Genomic DNA, 18,771 nt, shown 5'->3' on the forward strand with positions numbered 1-18,771 from the left:
TATGAGTTCAAATTCTCAAGATCAAGAAATAGACTTAGGTCAGGTTTTTAGTAAAATAAGTGCATTTTTTCAAAAAGGAGTTGATTCTATTTTTGATATGTTTTTATTTTTTAAGAGAAATTTTTTAATTCTGATTGTTTTATTGGTCATTGGTGGAGTTACTGGTTTTTTAATAGATGAGAACAATGATTCATATAATCATGAAATTATAGTAATACCAAATTTTGGGAGTACAGATTATTTGTATTCTAAGGTAGGTTTATTGGCCTCAAAACGAATAGAGAATGATACGTCGTATTTAAGTTCAATAGGAATAAAGAACATTAAAAAATTAGGCGCTATTAAAATCGAGCCTATCACAGATGTTTATAAGTTTATCCAAAATAATGACAAAAATTTCGAATTAATTCGTTTAATGGCAGAAGATGGTGATTTAGAAAAAATCATAGAAGACGACCTAACGAGTAAAAATTATCCTTATCATCTCATTAAATTTTCAACTACAGAAGAAACCACTTTAGACGCTACATCAAATCCAATTTTAAATTATTTAAATAATTCAGAATATTATAAGACTATTCAAAAAGAGTATGTTAATAATGTTAAATTAAAAATGATTTCAAACGATAGCACAATTTCACAAATAAACGGATTAATAGAAAATTTCAAAAAATCAACAGTTAATAATCAAAAAAGTCAAAATTTGATTTATTACAATGAGAACAATCAAATTAATGAAATTATTAAAACTAAAGACGCTTTAATTAGCGAACAAGGCGGACATAGAATTAATCTAATTAATTATGACTCTACCATTAAGGCTGTTTCATCTACAATCAATATTAAAAACAATAAAGGGTTAAATGGTAAAATGAAGCTGTTCATGCCGCTATTATTTTTTGTGCTATTTATCCTCAGAATATTCTTTAAAAATTTTGTCAAAAATCAGTCAAAAAAAAGAAATTTATAATATGAAATATGTACTATTGACGGGTGGAGCAGGATTTATAGGTTCAAACTTTATTCCTTATTTTATTGAAAATAATCCACATTATCATTTAGTAAATTTAGATCTCCTTACATATGCAGGAGATTTAAATAATTTAAAAGAAATTGAAAACAACGAAAGGTATACTTTTGTAAAGGGAGACATTTGCAACAGAAGTTTTATTGAAGAACTTTTTACAAAATATCAATTCCACGATGTGATACATTTTGCAGCAGAAAGTCATGTAGACAATTCTATTTCAGGTCCAGAAGCATTTATTAGAACTAATGTATTAGGAACATTTAATCTATTAGATACTGCAAGAAAACTTTGGATGAATGGCCCAAACGATTATAATGAATCATTTAAAAATGCTCGTTTTCATCATGTTTCTACCGATGAGGTTTATGGTACGTTAGGAGAAACTGGTTTATTTGAAGAAACTACTGCTTATGCGCCCAACAGCCCTTATTCTGCCTCAAAAGCAGGTTCAGACATGATTGTGCGTAGTTATTTTCACACTTACGGCATGAATGTGGTCACTACAAATTGCTCTAACAATTACGGACCAAAACAGCATAACGAAAAACTGATTCCAACAATCATTCGTAAAGCTATTGCATGTGAAAACATTCCTATTTATGGTGATGGAAAAAATGTTAGAGATTGGTTATATGTTCTAGATCATTGTAAAGGCATTGAATTAGCATTTAAGACTGGTATATCAGGAGAAACATATAATATTGGAGGAAGAAATGAACGTAATAACTTGTATATTGTAGACACAATTTGTGAAATTTTAAACACTAAGGTTCCACTAAAAGAGGGTAAATACCAAGATTTAATTACGTTTGTAAAAGATAGACCAGGTCATGACATGCGATATGCAATTGATGCTTCAAAAATCGAAAATAATTTAGGCTGGAAAGCTGATGAAAATTTTGAAACAGGCATTTTAAAAACAGTTGATTGGTATTTAGAAAAGTTTAAAGTTCTAACATAGAAAAATGAAAGGAATAATATTAGCTGGAGGTTCTGGCACGCGTTTACACCCATTAACATTAGCAGTAAGTAAGCAATTAATGCCTATTTACGATAAGCCTATGATTTATTACCCATTGTCAACTTTAATGTGGGCTGGAATAAATGAAATATTAATTATATCTACACCTCACGACTTACCTTTGTTTCAACAATTATTGGGTGATGGTAAAAAACTTGGATGCAGATTTGAATATGCTGTACAGGAGAACCCAAATGGATTAGCAGAAGCTTTTATCATAGGAAAAGAGTTTGTAGGTAACGATAAAGTTGCATTAATTCTAGGAGATAATATTTTTTATGGAACAGGTTTAGCAGAGTTATTACAAGCAAATAACAATCCAAATGGAGGAATTGTTTATGCTTATCATGTTCATGATCCAGAAAGATATGGTGTCGTAGATTTTGACAAAAACGGTAAAGTGTTATCTATAGAAGAGAAACCAACTCATCCTAAATCAAATTATGCGGTTCCTGGAATTTATTTTTACGATAATTCAGTTCTTGATATTGCAGCAAACATTAAACCAAGTCATCGAGGTGAATTAGAAATTACAGATGTCAATAAAGAATATTTAAAACAAGGTAAATTACAAGTAAGTATTTTAGATAGAGGGACTGCTTGGTTAGATACAGGAACTTTCAATTCTTTAATGCAAGCTGGACAATTTGTACAAGTTATTGAAGAGCGACAAGGTTTAAAAATTGGCGCTATAGAAGAGGCCGCTTATAAAATGGGTTTCATAGATGCTATACAATTAGAAAAACTAGCTGAACCTTTATTAAAAAGTGGTTATGGAATTCATCTAATGAGTTTATTAAAAGAATAATGAAGTTTATAGAAACAAAGTTAAAAGGATGTTTTATAATTGAACCTAAAATTATTGGAGACGAGAGAGGTTCGTTTATGGAAAGTTTTAATGAAAAAATTTTCGCAAATGGAGTTGGAGATAATGTACACTTCGTACAAGACAATCAATCTTTCTCTAAAAAAGGAGTGTTAAGAGGATTACATTATCAATGTGGCGAACATGCTCAAGCAAAATTAGTTCGTGTATTAAATGGAGAAGTACTCGATGTCGCTGTAGACATTAGACCTAATTCACCAACTTACGGACAATATGAATCTATTTTATTGACTGGTGACAATCAAAAACAATTTTTTGTACCTAGAGGATTTGCACATGGATTTTTAGTACTTAGTGAAACAGCAACATTTTTCTATAAATGCGATAATTTTTACAATAAAGAAAGCGAAGGGGGTATTATTTTTAACGATAATACAATAAATATTAACTGGAATTTTCCAACGGAAGAGTTGATTATTTCTGAAAAAGACATGATTTTACCCGCTTTAAAAAACGCTAAAAAAGTATGGTAGTTTTAGTTTCAGGTGCTAAAGGCCAATTAGGACAAGCTATTCAATCGATTGTAGACAATTATCCTTCAATCGATTTTGTGTTTTGCACTTCTTCAGATTTAGACATTACAAATTCAGCTAATTGCAAAGCTGTTTTCGAAAAGTACAAACCTCATTTTTGCATTAATACAGCTGCTTATACAGCAGTCGATAAAGCAGAGACTGAAACCGAAAAATCGCATTTAATTAATGTAATTGGCGCTAAAAATTTAGCAGAAGTTTGTAAAAAACATGATACTATTTTACTTCATGTTTCTACTGATTTTCTTTTTGATGGAACTTCTAAAAAACCATATACAGAAGACGATGTTCCAAATCCAACGGGAGTTTACGGGCAAACTAAATTAGAAGGTGAAATAGCTATTCAAAACAGATGGTATAAGCATTTTATCATTAGAACATCTTGGGTATATTCCCAATTTGGGAATAACTTCATGAAAACCATGTTGCGTTTAGGAAATGAAAAAGAGGAATTATCTGTTGTTTCCGACCAAATCGGTACACCAACAAATGCAGTAGATTTAGCTGAGGCTTTACTTAAAATTACAGAATTTTGTCAGACGGAGCCTGTCGAAGTCTTCGGTATCTACAATTTTAGTAACGAAGGACAATGCTCTTGGTATGATTTTGCTAAAGAAATCTTCAAATTAAACAATCTTCAAATCATTTTAACACCAATACCTTCGGAAGCATATCCAACACCAGTTAAAAGACCAAAATATAGCGTTTTGGATAAAACAAAGATTACAACTACATTTGGAATTCAAATAGAAAACTGGAAAGATAGTTTGAGAAAGTGTACCCAATTTCTATAATACTAAAATGAAAAAGCACTATCTATTATTTTTACTCTTTATAACTATTCCTTTTTTGGCTCAAGAAAAGGAGTATGATTCTTATATAGAAGCACAATTTTTTAGAGGTAATGTGTATAAACATACAAATGATATAGGTCATTTAATAACAGGTCATCCAGATGGATTTATGTTGAGTTATAATTGGAAAACCTATGGAAAAAAAGAATGGGAGCAAGTGTATAACTATCCAGATTATGGAGTTTCCTTTCATTATTTAGATTTTAAAAATCAATATTTAGGTCATAATGTTGCTATAGGTGCTCATTATAATTTTTATTTTTTCAAGAGACAATTAATGTTTAGAATTTCACAAGGTATTGGAATGACATCTAACCCATATGATAAGGAAACAAACAATAAAAACAACGCTTTTGGAACTAAAATAATGGATAACAATTACTTTTTATTACAGTATAAAAAGGAAAATATCTTTAATAAAATAGGCTTTCAAGCAGGATTTATGTTAACCCATTTTTCTAACGGAAGATTTAAAGCGCCAAACAGCGGAATTAACACGATTGCTTTAAACCTAGGACTAAATTATAACTTTAGCGAAACAAAACAATTTATAAAGGACTCTTTACCTCCAAAACAATTTTACAGAGAAAGAATTAAGTATAATATTGCTTTTAGAACAGGTATTTCTGAAGGACCAGTTCCTGGTTTAGGACAGCGTCAGTTTTATCATATTGGTTTATATGCAGATAAAAGAATTGGAAGAAAAAGCGCATTACAGTTAGGTACAGATGTTTTCTTTTCGAGATATTTAAAAGATTATATTGAGTTTTCTTCAGTTGCTTTTCCAGACAAGCCACCTGTTGATCCAAATACAGATTATAAAAGAATAGGTTTGTTTGTAGGACATGAATTGTTTATTAATAAATTATCTATTGAAGCTCAGGTAGGTTATTATGTGTATAAACCATTTGATTATGAAATTGATATTTATCAACGATTGGGTGCAAAATATTATATTTACAGAAATTTATTTACAGGAGTAGGATTAAAAACGCATGGCGGAAGGGCTGAAGCTATTGAAGCAACTTTTGGAATTCGATTATAATGAGAAACCATAATTACATATTAATTGCAAGTTTATTATTTATAATAACAAGTTGCGGTATTTCTGAAGACTGTTTTAAAGGCAATGGAAATAGGGTTACACAAAGCTTTCCTTTAGAGAACTTTACTAAAATTAAAGTTTATGACGGTGTTGGTCTTGTTGTTAATGAAGGTCAAAATTATGAAGTTAAGGTTGAAACATCTGATAATATTATTGATAATCTAGATGTTCGAATGGATGGTGATATGCTGGTAGTTAAAGATAATTCAACCTGTAATATAGCTAGAGATTACGGGCAAACGGTTGTGTATGTTACGGTTCCAGATGGCACAACTAACCCATTAATTCAAGAACTTGAATTACATTCTAAAACAGAACAAAAAATACAATCAGAAGGAGTGTTACATTCGCCTATAATTCGCCTATTTTCAATTGATGTTTCAGACGGAGCAGGGACAGGTGATTTTTATTTTGATGTTGATAATAGCCAATTAGTTGTGGAAAGCAACAATGTTTCAAATTTCTATATTAACGGACACTGTGAGGAAATGCTTTTGAATTTTTATTTTGGAAACGGACGTTTTTATGGAGACGAATTATTAGCAGAAAACATTAAATTATTTCATCGCGGTTCTAACGATATGTTTGTAAAACCAATTCAAAAAATTGAAGGAACAATTTATGCAAATGGAAATGTTATCTTAAAAAATGTACCACCTATTATTGATGTGGAAGAAGTTTTTAGAGGAAGGTTAATTTATTAAATAAGAAAATGAAATTATCAATTGTTTCTCCTGTTTATAAAGCAGAATTAGTTTTAGATGAGTTAGTGGAAAGAATATCTAAGAATATTCCGTCTGCTTTTAATTCTTTTGAAATCATTTTAGTTGATGATTTTAGTTCAGATAATTCATGGCAAAAAATAATAGAAATATCTAGAAAAAACAACAATGTTAAAGGATATAAACTAAGTAGAAACTTTGGACAACATTATGCCATAACTGCAGGTTTAAATCAAGTTTCTGGTGATTATATTGTAGTTTTAGATTGTGATTTACAAGATCAACCTGAAGAAATAGAAAAACTATTTAGTGAATCACAAAAAGGGTTCGATATTGTTTTAGCTAGAAGACACGAACGAAAAGATTCATTTTATAAAAAAAATACATCTAAATTATTTTATAAATCACTATCTTATTTAACTGGAACAAAACAAGATGCAACAGTTGCAAATTTTGGAATATATTCTAAGCAAGTAATTGATGAAGTTGTAAAGTTAGAAGAGAAAATAAAATATTTTCCTACAATGGTTAAATGGGTTGGGTTTTCTACAGCATATGTAAATGTGGAACACGCATCTAGAACAGAAGGAAAATCAAATTATAATTTAAAAAAATTACTGCATTTAGCTTTAGATATTATACTAGCTTATTCTGACAAGCCTTTGAGGTTGATAATTAAATTTGGATTATCTATAGCGTTAATATCATTTTTAATGGTGTTTTATGTTTTGTTTGAGAAATTCACTGGTAAAGTATCCGTAAGTGGTTATGCGAGTTTAATAATCAGTATTTGGTTTTTGAGTGGTTGCATGTTAACAACATTAGGGGTTGTAGGTTTATATATAGGTAAAATTTTTGAAGGTGTAAAAAATAGACCAAGTTATATAATTGAAAAATCAACAAATGAATAGTATTGCTTTATTTATAATGGGTAAGAAAGGTTTGGATTGTTTAAAAGCAATACAAAGTATCTCTTGTGATATTATTAAAGAAGTTATTTATGCAACGGACAATTCAGTTGAAGAAGATTATTCAAATGAAATTGTAACTTTTTGTGAAACACATCAGCTTAAATACATACACAGAAATTTTTTTGATGAAACTAACTTAGATAAGGTAGATTATTTTTTTGCTATTTCATGGCGTTGGATAATAAATTATGATAATAATAAGTTAATTGTTTTTCATGATTCTTTATTGCCAAAATATAGAGGATTTAATCCTTTAGTATCAGCATTAATAAATGGAGATGAAGAAATAGGAGTAACTGCTATCTTTGCAAACAAGGAGTTTGATAGAGGTAATATTATTGGTTTTGAAAGTGTTTCGATTACTTATCCAATTAAGGTAGAGCTAGCTATTGAAAAAATAAGTATCTGTTATCAAAAACTAGTTTTAAATGTAATCAACAAGTCCAAATTAAGCTCAAAAAAGCAAAATGAAAAGGACGCTATTTATAGTTTGTGGCGAGATCAAGAAGATTACTTTATAGACTGGAATTTAGATGCTAAAAAAATTGAAAGAATAATAAATGCAACAGGTTTTCCTTATGGTGGAGCAAGAACAAATATGGAAAATCAAGTTATAGTTATAGAAGATGCTAAAGCTATTGAAGATATTGAAATAATTAATAGAACTAGCGGAAAATTTATATTTATAGAAAGTAATTGCCCAGTTATAGTTTGTGGTAGCGGTTTATTAAAAATTGAGAAAGCATATTATTTAGAGAATAAAGAAAATGTAGTTTTTAAAAAGTTTAGAACACGATTAAAATGAAAATACCATTTAATAAGCCTTATTTAACAGGAAGAGAGACAGAATATATTGCAGATGCTGTTGCATCAGGTAAAATATCAGGAAATGGAAAATACACACAAAAATGTCAAAAATATTTTGAATACACCTTTGGGTTTAAAAAAAGCTTATTAACCACATCATGTACGGATGCTCTAGAAATGGCAGCTATTTTAATTGATATTAAACCTGAAGATGAGGTTATTATACCTTCATATACCTTTGTGTCAACCGCAAATGCTTTTGTGTTAAGAGGCGCAAAGATTGTCTTTGTAGACAGTATGCCAAACCACCCAAATATTGATGCAACAAAAATAGAAGCTTTAATTACAGATAAAACAAAGGCAATTGTACCTGTTCATTATGCAGGAGTTGCATGTGATATGGATACTATTATGGAGTTAGCTGCAAAATACAATTTATATGTAATTGAAGATGCAGCACAAGCAATTGATAGTTACTATATAGGTAAAGATGGTGTTAAAAAAGCATTAGGTTCTATTGGTCATTTAGCTGCCTTTTCTTTTCATGAAACGAAAAATATTATTTCAGGAGAAGGTGGAATGTTAGCAATTAATGATGAAAAATTTATTGAAAGAGGCGAAATAATTTGGGAAAAAGGAACTAATCGATCTGCTTTTTTTAGAGGAGAAGTAGATAAATATGGTTGGGTAGACATAGGAAGCTCTTTTTTACCTTCTGAAATTATTGCAGCTTTTTTATGGGCACAATTAGAAAACCTAAATAACATTCAAGAGGTTAGAAAAGCACACTGGAATAAGTACAATACTGAACTTAAAAATTGGGCAGACAAAAACAACATTAAACTTCCTGAAGTTTTAGATTACGCATCAAATAATGCTCATATGTTTTATTTAACATGTGAAAATCTTGAACAAAGGTCAGCTCTAATAAAACACCTTAAAGAGAATGATATTTTAGCCGTTTTTCACTATATAAGTCTACATGATAGTCCTTTTTACAAAGAAAAACATGACAGTAGAATATTACCTGAAACAGATAAATTTACAGACACTTTACTAAGATTACCTTTGTTTTATGAGTTAGATATAAAAGAAGTAATATCAAAATTATTAGAATATTAAAATGAAAAAAATAATAACACAGATTATTGAGAACAAATGGTTGTTACTTATTTTAATAGTTGCCACTATATTACGTTTTTATAATTTAGATTTTCAAAGTTTATGGATGGATGAAATTTATACAATGAACATTTCTAGTCCTAATTTTAGTTTAAAAGAATTCCATTCGGAAATGCTTTTAAGAGAGGGTTTTCCTTATTTATATTATATTTTAATCAAAATAAGTTATGTTTTTTTTGGATATTCTGCATATGTAGCAAGAGGTTTCTCTGCAATTATGGGAATACTAAGTGTTTATGCAATTTATATCTTAGGTAAAGAGTTAAGTAATAAAAGAACTGGGTTAATTGCAGCTGTTTTATTAGCTATAAATGAATATTGTATTTATATATCTCAAGACGCAAGATTATATACTTTATATTTGTTAATAACAATATTTTCATTCCATAGGTTAGTTGTTTTTCTAAAATCTCAAACGATAAAAAACACTATTTGGTATGGGGTTTCGGCGGGGCTTTTAATTTCAGTTAATTTTTTTGGTTTTATAAACTTACTTTCCCAATCAATACTTGTTTTATATTTCATTTTTATTTCTGAAAAAAGGTTTATAAAAACATTCTTTTTAAAATCTGTATTAGCCGCAATAATTGCTATTGTAATTTTCTTGCCGAACTACGACATGTTATTGAAATTACTGGAATTCAAGGTTTTTTGGGTTCCTAAACCAACCGATGAATCTTTTGAATTACTTTTTAAAGAGTTTTTAGGAAACTTTGAAATAACACTTTTCATCTTTATACCGCTCTTCATTTTTTATTTAATTAATGTTTTTCAAGAGAAAACAAAAAGCAATATAAAAGTTTCAATAAAGAACACTAAAACCTTTTCTTTTTTAATTTATTTAGTATGGTCTTTTGTTTTTATTTTTTTCTTAATGGTTAAATCTTATGGTGAAGTTTCTTTAATTTTAACCAGATACTTTATAAGTGTATTACCTGTAATTATTTTATTATTAGCCACATCTATAAGTTTTATAAGAAATAGAATTATTCAAACATTGCTAATTCTAGTTATTTCTCTGCTAACTTTATCTAATTTATTTGTGGTTAAAAAATATTATTTTACTATAAATAAAGCTCAATTTAAAGAAGCTTCACTAACAGCAATAAATAACAATCCAAAAGACCATGAAGTATACACCAGTCAAAAATATTGGTTTGATTATTACTTTACTCTTGAAAAGAGTAAACCAACAACAGAAAAAGAATTAGAAACTGTATTAAATGAAATGGCAGCCGATTCAACTAAAATAAAATCATTTTGGTTTGTTGATGCGTTTGGAAAAACATATAATCCATCCGAGAACTCTAAAGCTATAATTGCCAAATATTTTGTTATTGATAAATCTTTTGATGGCTTTCAGGCATGGGCAAAGCATTTTGTTATATCTAGTGAATTACCTCAGAGTATTGATTTGTCAGGTTTAAACATAGAAGATGGTTACAACGACGATAGCTTTATGTTCAATATTGAAGCGTTTGAAATAGTAAACAACAAAGTGAATATATCAGGGTGGGCATATTTTGATGGAATATCTTCTGAAAACTCAAAAGTTTCGTTAGTTTTAATAAATAAAAAAACAGATGCTAAAAAAACAAAAATAATCCCAATTCAATCGATTGTAAGACAAGATGTAACTTCTTATTTTAAATGTAATTTTAATGCAGATAATTCTGGGTTTAAAGCAGAATATGACATAAGTAATTTAGAAAATGAAGTTTATGTGCTGGGGGTTTATTTGGAAAACAAGATTTTAAATAAAAAAGGCTTATTTGTTTCTGATAAAAAAATTAAAAAAGAATAATTCTATTAAAAAAAAAATATACATTTGTACAAATTTTAATCAAATAATGAAAAAAATAACAATACTTATTTTAGCACTTTCTTTGTTTTCTTGTAAAGAAGACCCAAAAGAAGAAACACTAGACAAAAATATTGATAATGAATCAGTTATCGATAAATCATTAATGAGAGTTTCATTTAATTTAATTGCTGAAAAAGACGACAAGGCTTGTTTGTTTTATACAGAAGATGGAACAATTAATTTCGAAGACAAAAAAACTATTTGGACTGATATTATAGGTTCTACTTCTGAAAAAGAAATTGTTTTTACCTTACCAAAAGACGTTTTGCCAACACATTTGAGAATAGACTTAGGAAGAGGGAAAAATCCAGAACAAAAATACATTGATATTAAAGGTTTTAAAATTTCTTATTTTGATAAAGAATTTGTGGCAAAAGACAGTGCTATTTTTAACTATTTTTACCCAAATAAAGATGTTAATATAAAAACACCTAATTCAACAATACTTAAAAAAATTGATATAAATCAGGAAACTGCAGTAATTTTGTATCCACATATGCCTCTTACAGAAGAGTTGGAGAAAATTGTAAAGCAATAACTTGTAAGAATATAAATAAAAAAGTTATCTCATTTGAGGTAACTTTTTTATTTATAGTTGTTTATTTTTGTTTTAAAATATCAAATTTATGAATTACGACAATAAAGATTCTAGTTATTATTCTAATGTTAGATTAGATTTAATTAAACTAATTGATGTAAATAAAAAGAATATAAAGGTCCTTGAGATTGGGGCAGCTTATGGCGAAACATTACATTACTTAAAACAAAATGGATATGCTTTAGAAACAGTAGCTGTAGATTTGTATGAAGACAAGAATAACAAAAATAAATACAAAGAAGTTGATAACTTTATATTTGGAAACATTGAAGAAATTGAACTTTATCAATACAATAATTATTTTGATTTGATATTACTTCCAGATGTTTTAGAACATTTAATAGAGCCTAAAATTGTTTTAAATAAAATTAAAAATTGTTTAAAAGAGAATGGTGAAATCATTGTTAGTATGCCTAATATTCGCCATTATTCAGCTATAAAAAAGATATTTTTAAAAGGTGATTTTAGCTATGAAGAAAGTGGAATATTTGATTACACACATATGAGGTTCTATTGTAGAAAAAACATTCAAGAACTATTAGAAACTAGCGGTTATAAAATAATAAAACAAGAGAGTTCTATTCAAAATTTTAAAGGAAGATCATTTACTAGAATTCTAAACAAGATTAGCTTAGGCTTATTTGAAGAGTTCTTTTCTTATCAATATTTTTTTGTGATTACTAAATAGAGTAAACTTTTAGTTTTAAACAACATTAGATGACTAAACCAAACAATAGTTTTAAAAAACTAATATCTACTTCTGGAATCAATTTTTTATTCCGAATTTTTGGGCTAGCTTCATCATTTTTGATTGTTTTTTTTATTTCTAGGTTTTTTGGAGTTACTAATTACGGGAACTACTCATTAAGTTTCACAATATCTCAAGCTACTGCAATGATTTTTGCATTAGGAATTCCTAATGCACTAATATTAGTAGTAGGTAATAGAAAATTAAGTTTAAAAGAAGCAAAAACACTATTGTTTAAAGGAATTAAAATTGCGCTCTTATTTTCTATAATTCCGTTTTTATTTTTTTTTTTTTATGCGGATATAATTTCTGAAGTATTTGGGAGCTTAAAACTTATTCCCTTTTTTAAAATTATAAGTGCTATAATTCCTTTATTTATTATTCATGAACTATTCTTATATTATTTCATAGCTATTAAAAATTTTAAATTATATAACATATTTATGTTTGTGTTACCAAACATAATTTTAGGATTGTTTTTAATACTTTTTTATTTTTTTGACACTAAAGACTTTTTTACACTTCTAGCTTTTGCAATTACAATGTTATTAGTGGTTTTAGGAGAGTACTTTTTAACCTACGAATCTAAACTTCCAAATATCTCTATATCTACTAAGTCTTTAATTAAAGTTGCTTTTCCAATGCTTTTTAGTGGATTATTACTTTATCTATTAAATTGGACAGATGTAATTATGTTAGGATTAATGACAGATGAAAAACAAGTAGGGATATATAACATTGCTTATAAAATAGGTAGCGTAGGTTTTTTAGTTATTGTATCTGTAAGCACCATAATAACACCTAGAATGGCGGAACTATATGGCGGAGGAAATATTAGTGAATTAAAGAAAGTAATACAAAACGCAACACAACTTATAGCAATATTATCAATACCATTGGTTTTTGCTTTAATTGTTCTAAATGAATTTATTCTTTCCTTTTTTGGAGTAGAAATAATTGTTGGAAGCAGTACTTTAATAATTATTTCTTTAGGTGTTTTGTTTAGCGCAATGGCTGGGAATGTAGATCAAATATTAAATATGACTAACAATCAAAAAATATTAAGAAACATCACAATATTTAGTTTTTTTATAAACGTTTTTTTAAATTACATCCTAATTCCTTTATATGGAATTAATGGAGCCGCAATAGCAAGTTTAGTTTCTAATGTCATTATTAACTTACTCTGTGTTTATTATATAAAAAAGAAATTAGGCTTTTATACATTATTTTAAAATGAAAATACAGCTATCGGTAATTATAGTAAATTATAATGGATTACGATTTTTAAAAGAGTGTTTAGATTCTTTGGAAAGCAAATTACAATTAATTTCCTATGAGATAATAATTTTAGATAATAACTCGACTGATGAAAGTTGTTCTTTTATTAAAGAGTATTATCCTTTCGTAAAACTTTTAGAGTCGAAAACGAATTTTGGTTTCGGAAAAGGTAATAACGAAGCGGTAAAATACGCATCTGGAAAACATTTGCTTTTATTCAACAATGACACGATACTTCTAGATGATATAAGTTTAGCTATAAAAACACTTGATGAGAATAAAGAAATTGGTGTTATAGGAATAAATATGCTTACAGCTCAAAAGAAATATATTCCCGCAGCGGGTAATTTTCCTAATTTCAAAAATATGTTACGTTTTGTAAACCTTTTAGATTTAGGAACTGAGTTTAAAACAGGTGTTTTTTCTAAAAAACATTATGAAGTTGATTGGCTTTGCGGGTCCTTTTTATTAATTCCTAAAGATATATATATAAAAATAAGAGGATTTGATGAAGATTATTTTATGTATGTAGAAGATGTGGATTTTTGTAAAAAAATTGCCGACATAGGCTTGAAAAGAGTGTTTATTCCAAGTTTAAATTACATACACTTCGTTGGTTTTAATAAAAAGAAGAATAACTTACTAGTAAATGGATATAGAATTTATTTAAAAAAGCATTACAAAGGCCTTTCTTTTTATTACATATCACTTATACTTACTTTAAATTCCTTTGTAAAAAAAACAAAATCATTCTTCTTAAGATAATAAATTCTGTATTTTTGATGTTTTTAGAACAATTTTAAATGAAGATAAATAAAGCTTTTTTTTATAAAGTACTTTTAATAATTATAATATTATTACAAATTTATGTCCCTTCATTTAAGTTTAATATTTTTTTTCAAATTTTTGCGCTGTTATTTTACTTCGTATTTGAAAAAGCAAATATTACAGTCTCTTTCATAAAAACACTTGTACCAATTCTATCTGTTTTTTTAATAGGATTTATTGGTTTTTTCTTCTTTAGAAACCCTATTAGTTTTGCTTTAAAAGATATATTTCATTTTATAAAACCAATACAAGGATTGTTACTAGGATATTTTATTTTTAAAACAATTAATAACAAAGTTGAATTTGTAAAAATTATTGTCATATCGGGTTTTATTTCAGCTATACTACACTTGTTAATTCTATTTGTTTTTGTTGATTTAGGATCAGGATCAGTATCCGCAATAAGACAATTTACAAAAGATAATTTCTTAGAATTATTTGCTGTTTTTTTCTTAATCTATTATAAAAAATTTATTAAGGACGCAGATATTTTTAAGAGTAAACGAACATTAAAAATTGTTTTCTTTACAATTATAATATCATCTATTTTGTATTTTTCGAGAACAATGATTGTTGGAGCCTTAATACTTTTTTTATCATTAAATGGATATACAAAAATCACAAAAAAAACATTAAAGATTATTTCCTTAGTTATTATAAGTATTTGCACACTCTATCTATACTTATATTCTGTAAAAATAGATAGAGGAAAGCCAGGATTAGAAGCTTTTTTATATAAAATAAAAATTGCTCCTGAAGAAATTTTTAAAGCAAAAATAAATAGAGAAAACCATAGAGACCTCTGGGATCATTGGAGAGGATATGAAGCTAAAAGAGCTTTTGCCTTAATGAAAAAACAGCCTTTAAGTATAGTTTTGGGAACAGGTTATGGTTCATTGGTCAATTTAAAATTTAAAGCCCCTTTAACATCTGATAAAAAAGGTTTAAAATATATTTCAGAACTTCATAATGGTTATCCATATATTCTGTATAAAACAGGGATATTTGGACTATTAATATATCTTTTTTTTCTAATAAAGCTATATTTATATGCTTACAATGAAAAATCGTTTGAATCTCTTTTCATTTCAGCAATAGGAGTTTTTTATTTATTTTCAACATTTACAATTACAGGAATTTATAATGGTAATGACACAATAGTTTTTATATTAGGAGGATTACTATTTGGTTTGAAACAACACAAGCTTATAAAAAATGATTAAAAAAGTCTTTCAAAAAATATTAAAAAAGTCTGGAAAGAGTTATAGTATTGATTCTCAAATTCCGTCAAGCCTATTTTTTCAAATTTTATTTGAAAGATTCTTAATGATGACTCGTGGAGTTATTTATTTAAGAAAAAAAGTTTTTTTAGGAAGTAGATGCTCAATTCTTAATAAAAAGAATATTCTTTTTGGTAAAAATGTAACAATTGATAAAGGAACAACTATTGATGCATTTGCATACGAAAAAGTAGTTATAGGTGATGGATCACGAATAGGAGCTTATTCTCTAGTGACATCTACAAGTCATATGTCAAAATATGGGAAAGGTTTAAAAATTGGCTCAAATAGTGCAATAGGTAGGTTTTCAGAGTTTGGTGCATCAGGAGGAATTGAAATTGGTAATGACGTCATAATGGGATCATACATAAGTTTTCACTCAGAAAATCATAATTTTAATAATAAAAATTTATTAATAAGAGAACAAGGCGTCACATCAAAAGGCATAAAATTAGGAAATAACATATGGGTAGGAGCAAAAGTTACTTTTCTAGACGGTTGTGAAATTGGTAATAATAGTGTTATTGCTGCAGGAGCAGTAATTAATGGAAAATTTCCAGCAAACTCTGTTATTGGTGGAGTTCCTGCTAAGATTATAAAGAGCATTGATTAATGAAAAATATCCTTTTCATACACCAATCCGCAGAGCTATATGGGTCAGATAAAACGTTACTACTTCTAATAAAAAATTTAGATAAGTCTAAATTTTATCCAATAGTAATTTTACCTAATGAAGGACCTTTAAAGAAAGAGCTAGAAAATGAATCAATTAAAGTTGTCATTGCTCCAGTTCTTAAACTTTATAGGAAAATGTTTTCTCCAAAAAATTTATTAGGCTTTCTCCAAGATTTTCAGAGTGGTTTTTTAGTTTTAAGAAAATTAAATAAAGAATATAAATTTGATATTATCTATTCAAATACTTTAGCTGTTTTATTGGGCTTTTTTTTCGCTAAAAAAAACAATATAAATCACGTTTGGCATGTGCACGAAATAATTGAGTCTCCAAAGCTGATAAGAAAAATATTTTCTTATTTAATTGCTTCTAAAACGAATAATGTTGTTGTTTTTAATTCAAATGCTACGGCAGTTTTTTGGAAAGAAAAATCAAAAAAAACATATAGAAGTGAAATTGTTTGGAATGGATTAGAAATTTTTAAGGAAAAGCTATCAGATGTCAAGAGAATAGAGCTTAAAAAAGAATTATTTAATTCAAGAGATAATGAAATAATAATTGGACTTGTAGGAAGAATAAGTAGATGGAAAGGACAACAATTGCTTTTAAAATCGTTTAAAAAACTTAATAAAGAAAACATTAGGTTAGTATTTATTGGTTCTCCACCGCCAAATCAAGATGAATTTTTAATAGAATTAAATGATAATATTAAAAGTTTTAAATTAATTGACAAAGTTCAAATTATTCCTTTTCAGGAGAAAATACATGAAATCTGGCAATTAATTGACATAGCTGTAGTTCCATCAATTGAACCCGAACCTTTTGGTTTAGTTGCAGTTGAGGCCATGTTAGCTAATAAACCAGTAATTGCCGCAAACCATGGTGGACTAACCGAGATAGTCGTAAATAATGAAACTGGAATTTTATTTAAACCTAGTGATGTAGAAAATCTTTCCAATGCATTAGGAATACTTATTGATTCAGAAGAATTGAGGATAAAATACGGGATTAAAGGTTTTGAAAGAGCACTAAACAACTTTACAGTAGAGAGTTATTCAAATAAAATACAAAATATTTTACAAAATATTTAATTAACTATATTTGCTACCGAAATTGAAAAATAAATGAAAATAGGAATATTAGGAACGCGTGGAATACCAAATTATTATGGTGGTTTTGAGCAATTTGCTGAATTTTTTTCGGTTTATTTAGTAGAAAAAGGACACGAAGTATATTGTTATAATTCACATAATCATAATTACCAAGAAAAAACATTTCACGGAGTTAATTTATTACACCAGTATGATCCTGAATATAAATTTGGGACTTTTGGCCAGTTTATATACGACTACAATTGTATTATGGACGCACGTAAACAAAATTTTGACATTCTGCTTCAACTTGGTTATACAAGTAATTCTATTTGGTTTTTCTTATTGCCTAAAAAATCAATTATCATCACTAATATGGACGGCGTAGAATGGAAACGTTCCAAGTATTCTCGTCCGGTTCAACAATTTTTAAAATTTGCCGAACGTTTAGCCGCATCCAGTAGTGATTTTTTAGTTTCTGATTCAATAGGAATTCAAAAATTTTTAAAAAAACGCTATAAAAAAGAATCAACCTACATTGCATATGGTGCACATCCGTTTAATAATCCTAACGAATTAATTTTAAACGAATATGATGTTGAAAAAGGTAATTTCAACATGATTATGGCTCGTTTTGAACCAGAAAATAATTTAGATATGGTTTTAGAAGGAGTTGCACTAAACAAAGAAGACAAAACGCCGATTTTAGTTGTTGGTAATCATGAAACAAAATATGGCGAGTATTTAAAAAATAAATTCAAGGATAATAAAAACATTCGTTTTATGGGAGGAATTTATAATTTAGAGCATCTTAATAACCTGAGGTATTTTTCTAAATTATATTTTCATGGTCATTCCGTTGGTGGAACAAACCCATCATTGTTAGAAGCAATGGCGTCTAAAGCTTTAATTGTAGCACATAATAATGATTTTAATAAAGGAGTTTTAAAAGAAAATGCATTTTATTTTTCAAGACCATCAGAAGTAGAACAACTATTAAAAACTGTCAAAAAAAATGATAACTTGCAATTTATTCAAAATAACTTTGAATCAATTATAAACGACTTTAATTGGAATAAAATAAATGGACAGTATTTACAACTTTTTGAAGAATGTATGGCAAACATTAAAAACGGAGACTAAGAATAATCCTTCTTTTTTCTTTGTTTTAATTTTCCTCATTACAATTCCATTATCTCTTGCGGTAAGTAATAGTTGTCTAGCTCTTTTTCTAATTTCTTCGTTTTTAAGTCGAAATAAAGAAAAAACAAACAAATCAAGGAGTTTAATATTTCCA

At 27.7% G+C, this 18,771-nt stretch carries 19 protein-coding genes; all 19 read left to right on the top strand.

All coding sequences use genetic code 11. The features are described from left to right. Position 1: 1 nt before the first annotated feature. The 19 genes from ACQ65T_RS03470 to ACQ65T_RS03560 all read left to right on the top strand — a co-directional run bounded on the left by ACQ65T_RS03470 (position 2) and on the right by ACQ65T_RS03560 (position 18,617). Positions 2–970 carry a hypothetical protein gene (locus ACQ65T_RS03470; protein ID WP_430399708.1) on the top strand — a complete coding sequence of 323 codons (969 nt, stop codon included), beginning with the start codon at positions 2–4 and terminating at the stop codon, positions 968–970. Between the two features lies 1 nt (position 971). Beyond that, positions 972–1,991 carry a dTDP-glucose 4,6-dehydratase gene (rfbB, locus tag ACQ65T_RS03475; RefSeq protein ID WP_430399709.1) on the top strand — a complete coding sequence of 340 codons (1,020 nt, stop codon included), beginning with the start codon at positions 972–974 and terminating at the stop codon, positions 1,989–1,991. Between the two features lie 4 nt (positions 1,992–1,995). Further along, on the top strand, positions 1,996–2,859 hold the full coding sequence (rfbA, locus tag ACQ65T_RS03480) for a glucose-1-phosphate thymidylyltransferase RfbA (protein ID WP_430399710.1): 864 nt from the start codon (positions 1,996–1,998) through the stop codon (positions 2,857–2,859). After that, on the top strand, positions 2,859–3,410 hold the full coding sequence (rfbC, locus tag ACQ65T_RS03485) for a dTDP-4-dehydrorhamnose 3,5-epimerase (RefSeq protein ID WP_430399711.1): 552 nt from the start codon (positions 2,859–2,861) through the stop codon (positions 3,408–3,410). Before rfbA ends, rfbC begins: the two co-directional genes overlap by 1 nt. Further along, entirely contained in the window at positions 3,404–4,264 is an 861-nt protein-coding gene (rfbD, locus tag ACQ65T_RS03490) for a dTDP-4-dehydrorhamnose reductase (RefSeq protein ID WP_430399712.1), read from the top strand. Before rfbC ends, rfbD begins: the two co-directional genes overlap by 7 nt. A gap of 7 nt (positions 4,265–4,271) precedes the next feature. Further along, positions 4,272–5,369 (top strand): acyloxyacyl hydrolase, encoded by a 1,098-nt coding sequence (locus tag ACQ65T_RS03495; RefSeq protein WP_430399713.1) that lies wholly within the window; start codon positions 4,272–4,274, stop codon positions 5,367–5,369. Next, complete coding sequence (locus tag ACQ65T_RS03500; RefSeq protein WP_430399714.1) at positions 5,369–6,133, top strand: GIN domain-containing protein; 765 nt, start codon at positions 5,369–5,371, stop codon at positions 6,131–6,133. Before ACQ65T_RS03495 ends, ACQ65T_RS03500 begins: the two co-directional genes overlap by 1 nt. Positions 6,134–6,141: 8 nt before the next feature. Then, the gene (locus tag ACQ65T_RS03505) at positions 6,142–7,062 is read left to right on the top strand and encodes a glycosyltransferase family 2 protein (protein WP_430399715.1); all 921 of its coding nucleotides are present in this window, start codon (positions 6,142–6,144) and stop codon (positions 7,060–7,062) included. After that, complete coding sequence (locus ACQ65T_RS03510; RefSeq protein ID WP_430399716.1) at positions 7,055–7,927, top strand: formyltransferase family protein; 873 nt, start codon at positions 7,055–7,057, stop codon at positions 7,925–7,927. Before ACQ65T_RS03505 ends, ACQ65T_RS03510 begins: the two co-directional genes overlap by 8 nt. Next, on the top strand, positions 7,924–9,051 hold the full coding sequence (rffA, locus tag ACQ65T_RS03515) for a dTDP-4-amino-4,6-dideoxygalactose transaminase (RefSeq protein WP_430399717.1): 1,128 nt from the start codon (positions 7,924–7,926) through the stop codon (positions 9,049–9,051). The genes ACQ65T_RS03510 and rffA overlap by 4 nt, the downstream gene beginning before the upstream one ends. A gap of 1 nt (position 9,052) precedes the next feature. Beyond that, entirely contained in the window at positions 9,053–10,915 is a 1,863-nt protein-coding gene (locus ACQ65T_RS03520) for a glycosyltransferase family 39 protein (protein WP_430399718.1), read from the top strand. Between the two features lie 46 nt (positions 10,916–10,961). Next, on the top strand, positions 10,962–11,513 hold the full coding sequence (locus ACQ65T_RS03525) for a hypothetical protein (protein WP_430399719.1): 552 nt from the start codon (positions 10,962–10,964) through the stop codon (positions 11,511–11,513). A gap of 88 nt (positions 11,514–11,601) precedes the next feature. Then, complete coding sequence (locus ACQ65T_RS03530) at positions 11,602–12,261, top strand: class I SAM-dependent methyltransferase (RefSeq protein WP_430399720.1); 660 nt, start codon at positions 11,602–11,604, stop codon at positions 12,259–12,261. 29 nt (positions 12,262–12,290) lie between these two features. Next, on the top strand, positions 12,291–13,556 hold the full coding sequence (locus ACQ65T_RS03535; RefSeq protein ID WP_430399721.1) for a flippase: 1,266 nt from the start codon (positions 12,291–12,293) through the stop codon (positions 13,554–13,556). Between the two features lies 1 nt (position 13,557). Continuing rightward, the gene (locus ACQ65T_RS03540) at positions 13,558–14,367 is read left to right on the top strand and encodes a glycosyltransferase family 2 protein (protein WP_430399722.1); all 810 of its coding nucleotides are present in this window, start codon (positions 13,558–13,560) and stop codon (positions 14,365–14,367) included. A gap of 38 nt (positions 14,368–14,405) precedes the next feature. Further along, on the top strand, positions 14,406–15,653 hold the full coding sequence (locus ACQ65T_RS03545; protein ID WP_430399723.1) for an O-antigen ligase family protein: 1,248 nt from the start codon (positions 14,406–14,408) through the stop codon (positions 15,651–15,653). After that, positions 15,646–16,323, top strand: coding sequence for an acyltransferase (locus ACQ65T_RS03550; RefSeq protein ID WP_430399724.1), 678 nt, complete (start codon positions 15,646–15,648; stop codon positions 16,321–16,323). The genes ACQ65T_RS03545 and ACQ65T_RS03550 overlap by 8 nt, the downstream gene beginning before the upstream one ends. Continuing rightward, complete coding sequence (locus ACQ65T_RS03555; protein WP_430399725.1) at positions 16,323–17,474, top strand: glycosyltransferase family 4 protein; 1,152 nt, start codon at positions 16,323–16,325, stop codon at positions 17,472–17,474. The genes ACQ65T_RS03550 and ACQ65T_RS03555 overlap by 1 nt, the downstream gene beginning before the upstream one ends. A 33-nt stretch (positions 17,475–17,507) precedes the next feature. Next, positions 17,508–18,617 (top strand): DUF1972 domain-containing protein, encoded by a 1,110-nt coding sequence (locus ACQ65T_RS03560; protein ID WP_430399726.1) that lies wholly within the window; start codon positions 17,508–17,510, stop codon positions 18,615–18,617. The last annotated feature ends 154 nt before the right edge of the window (positions 18,618–18,771 follow it).

It is taken from the genome of Flavobacterium sp. (assembly GCF_965284515.1).
Lineage (GTDB): Bacteria > Bacteroidota > Bacteroidia > Flavobacteriales > Flavobacteriaceae > Flavobacterium.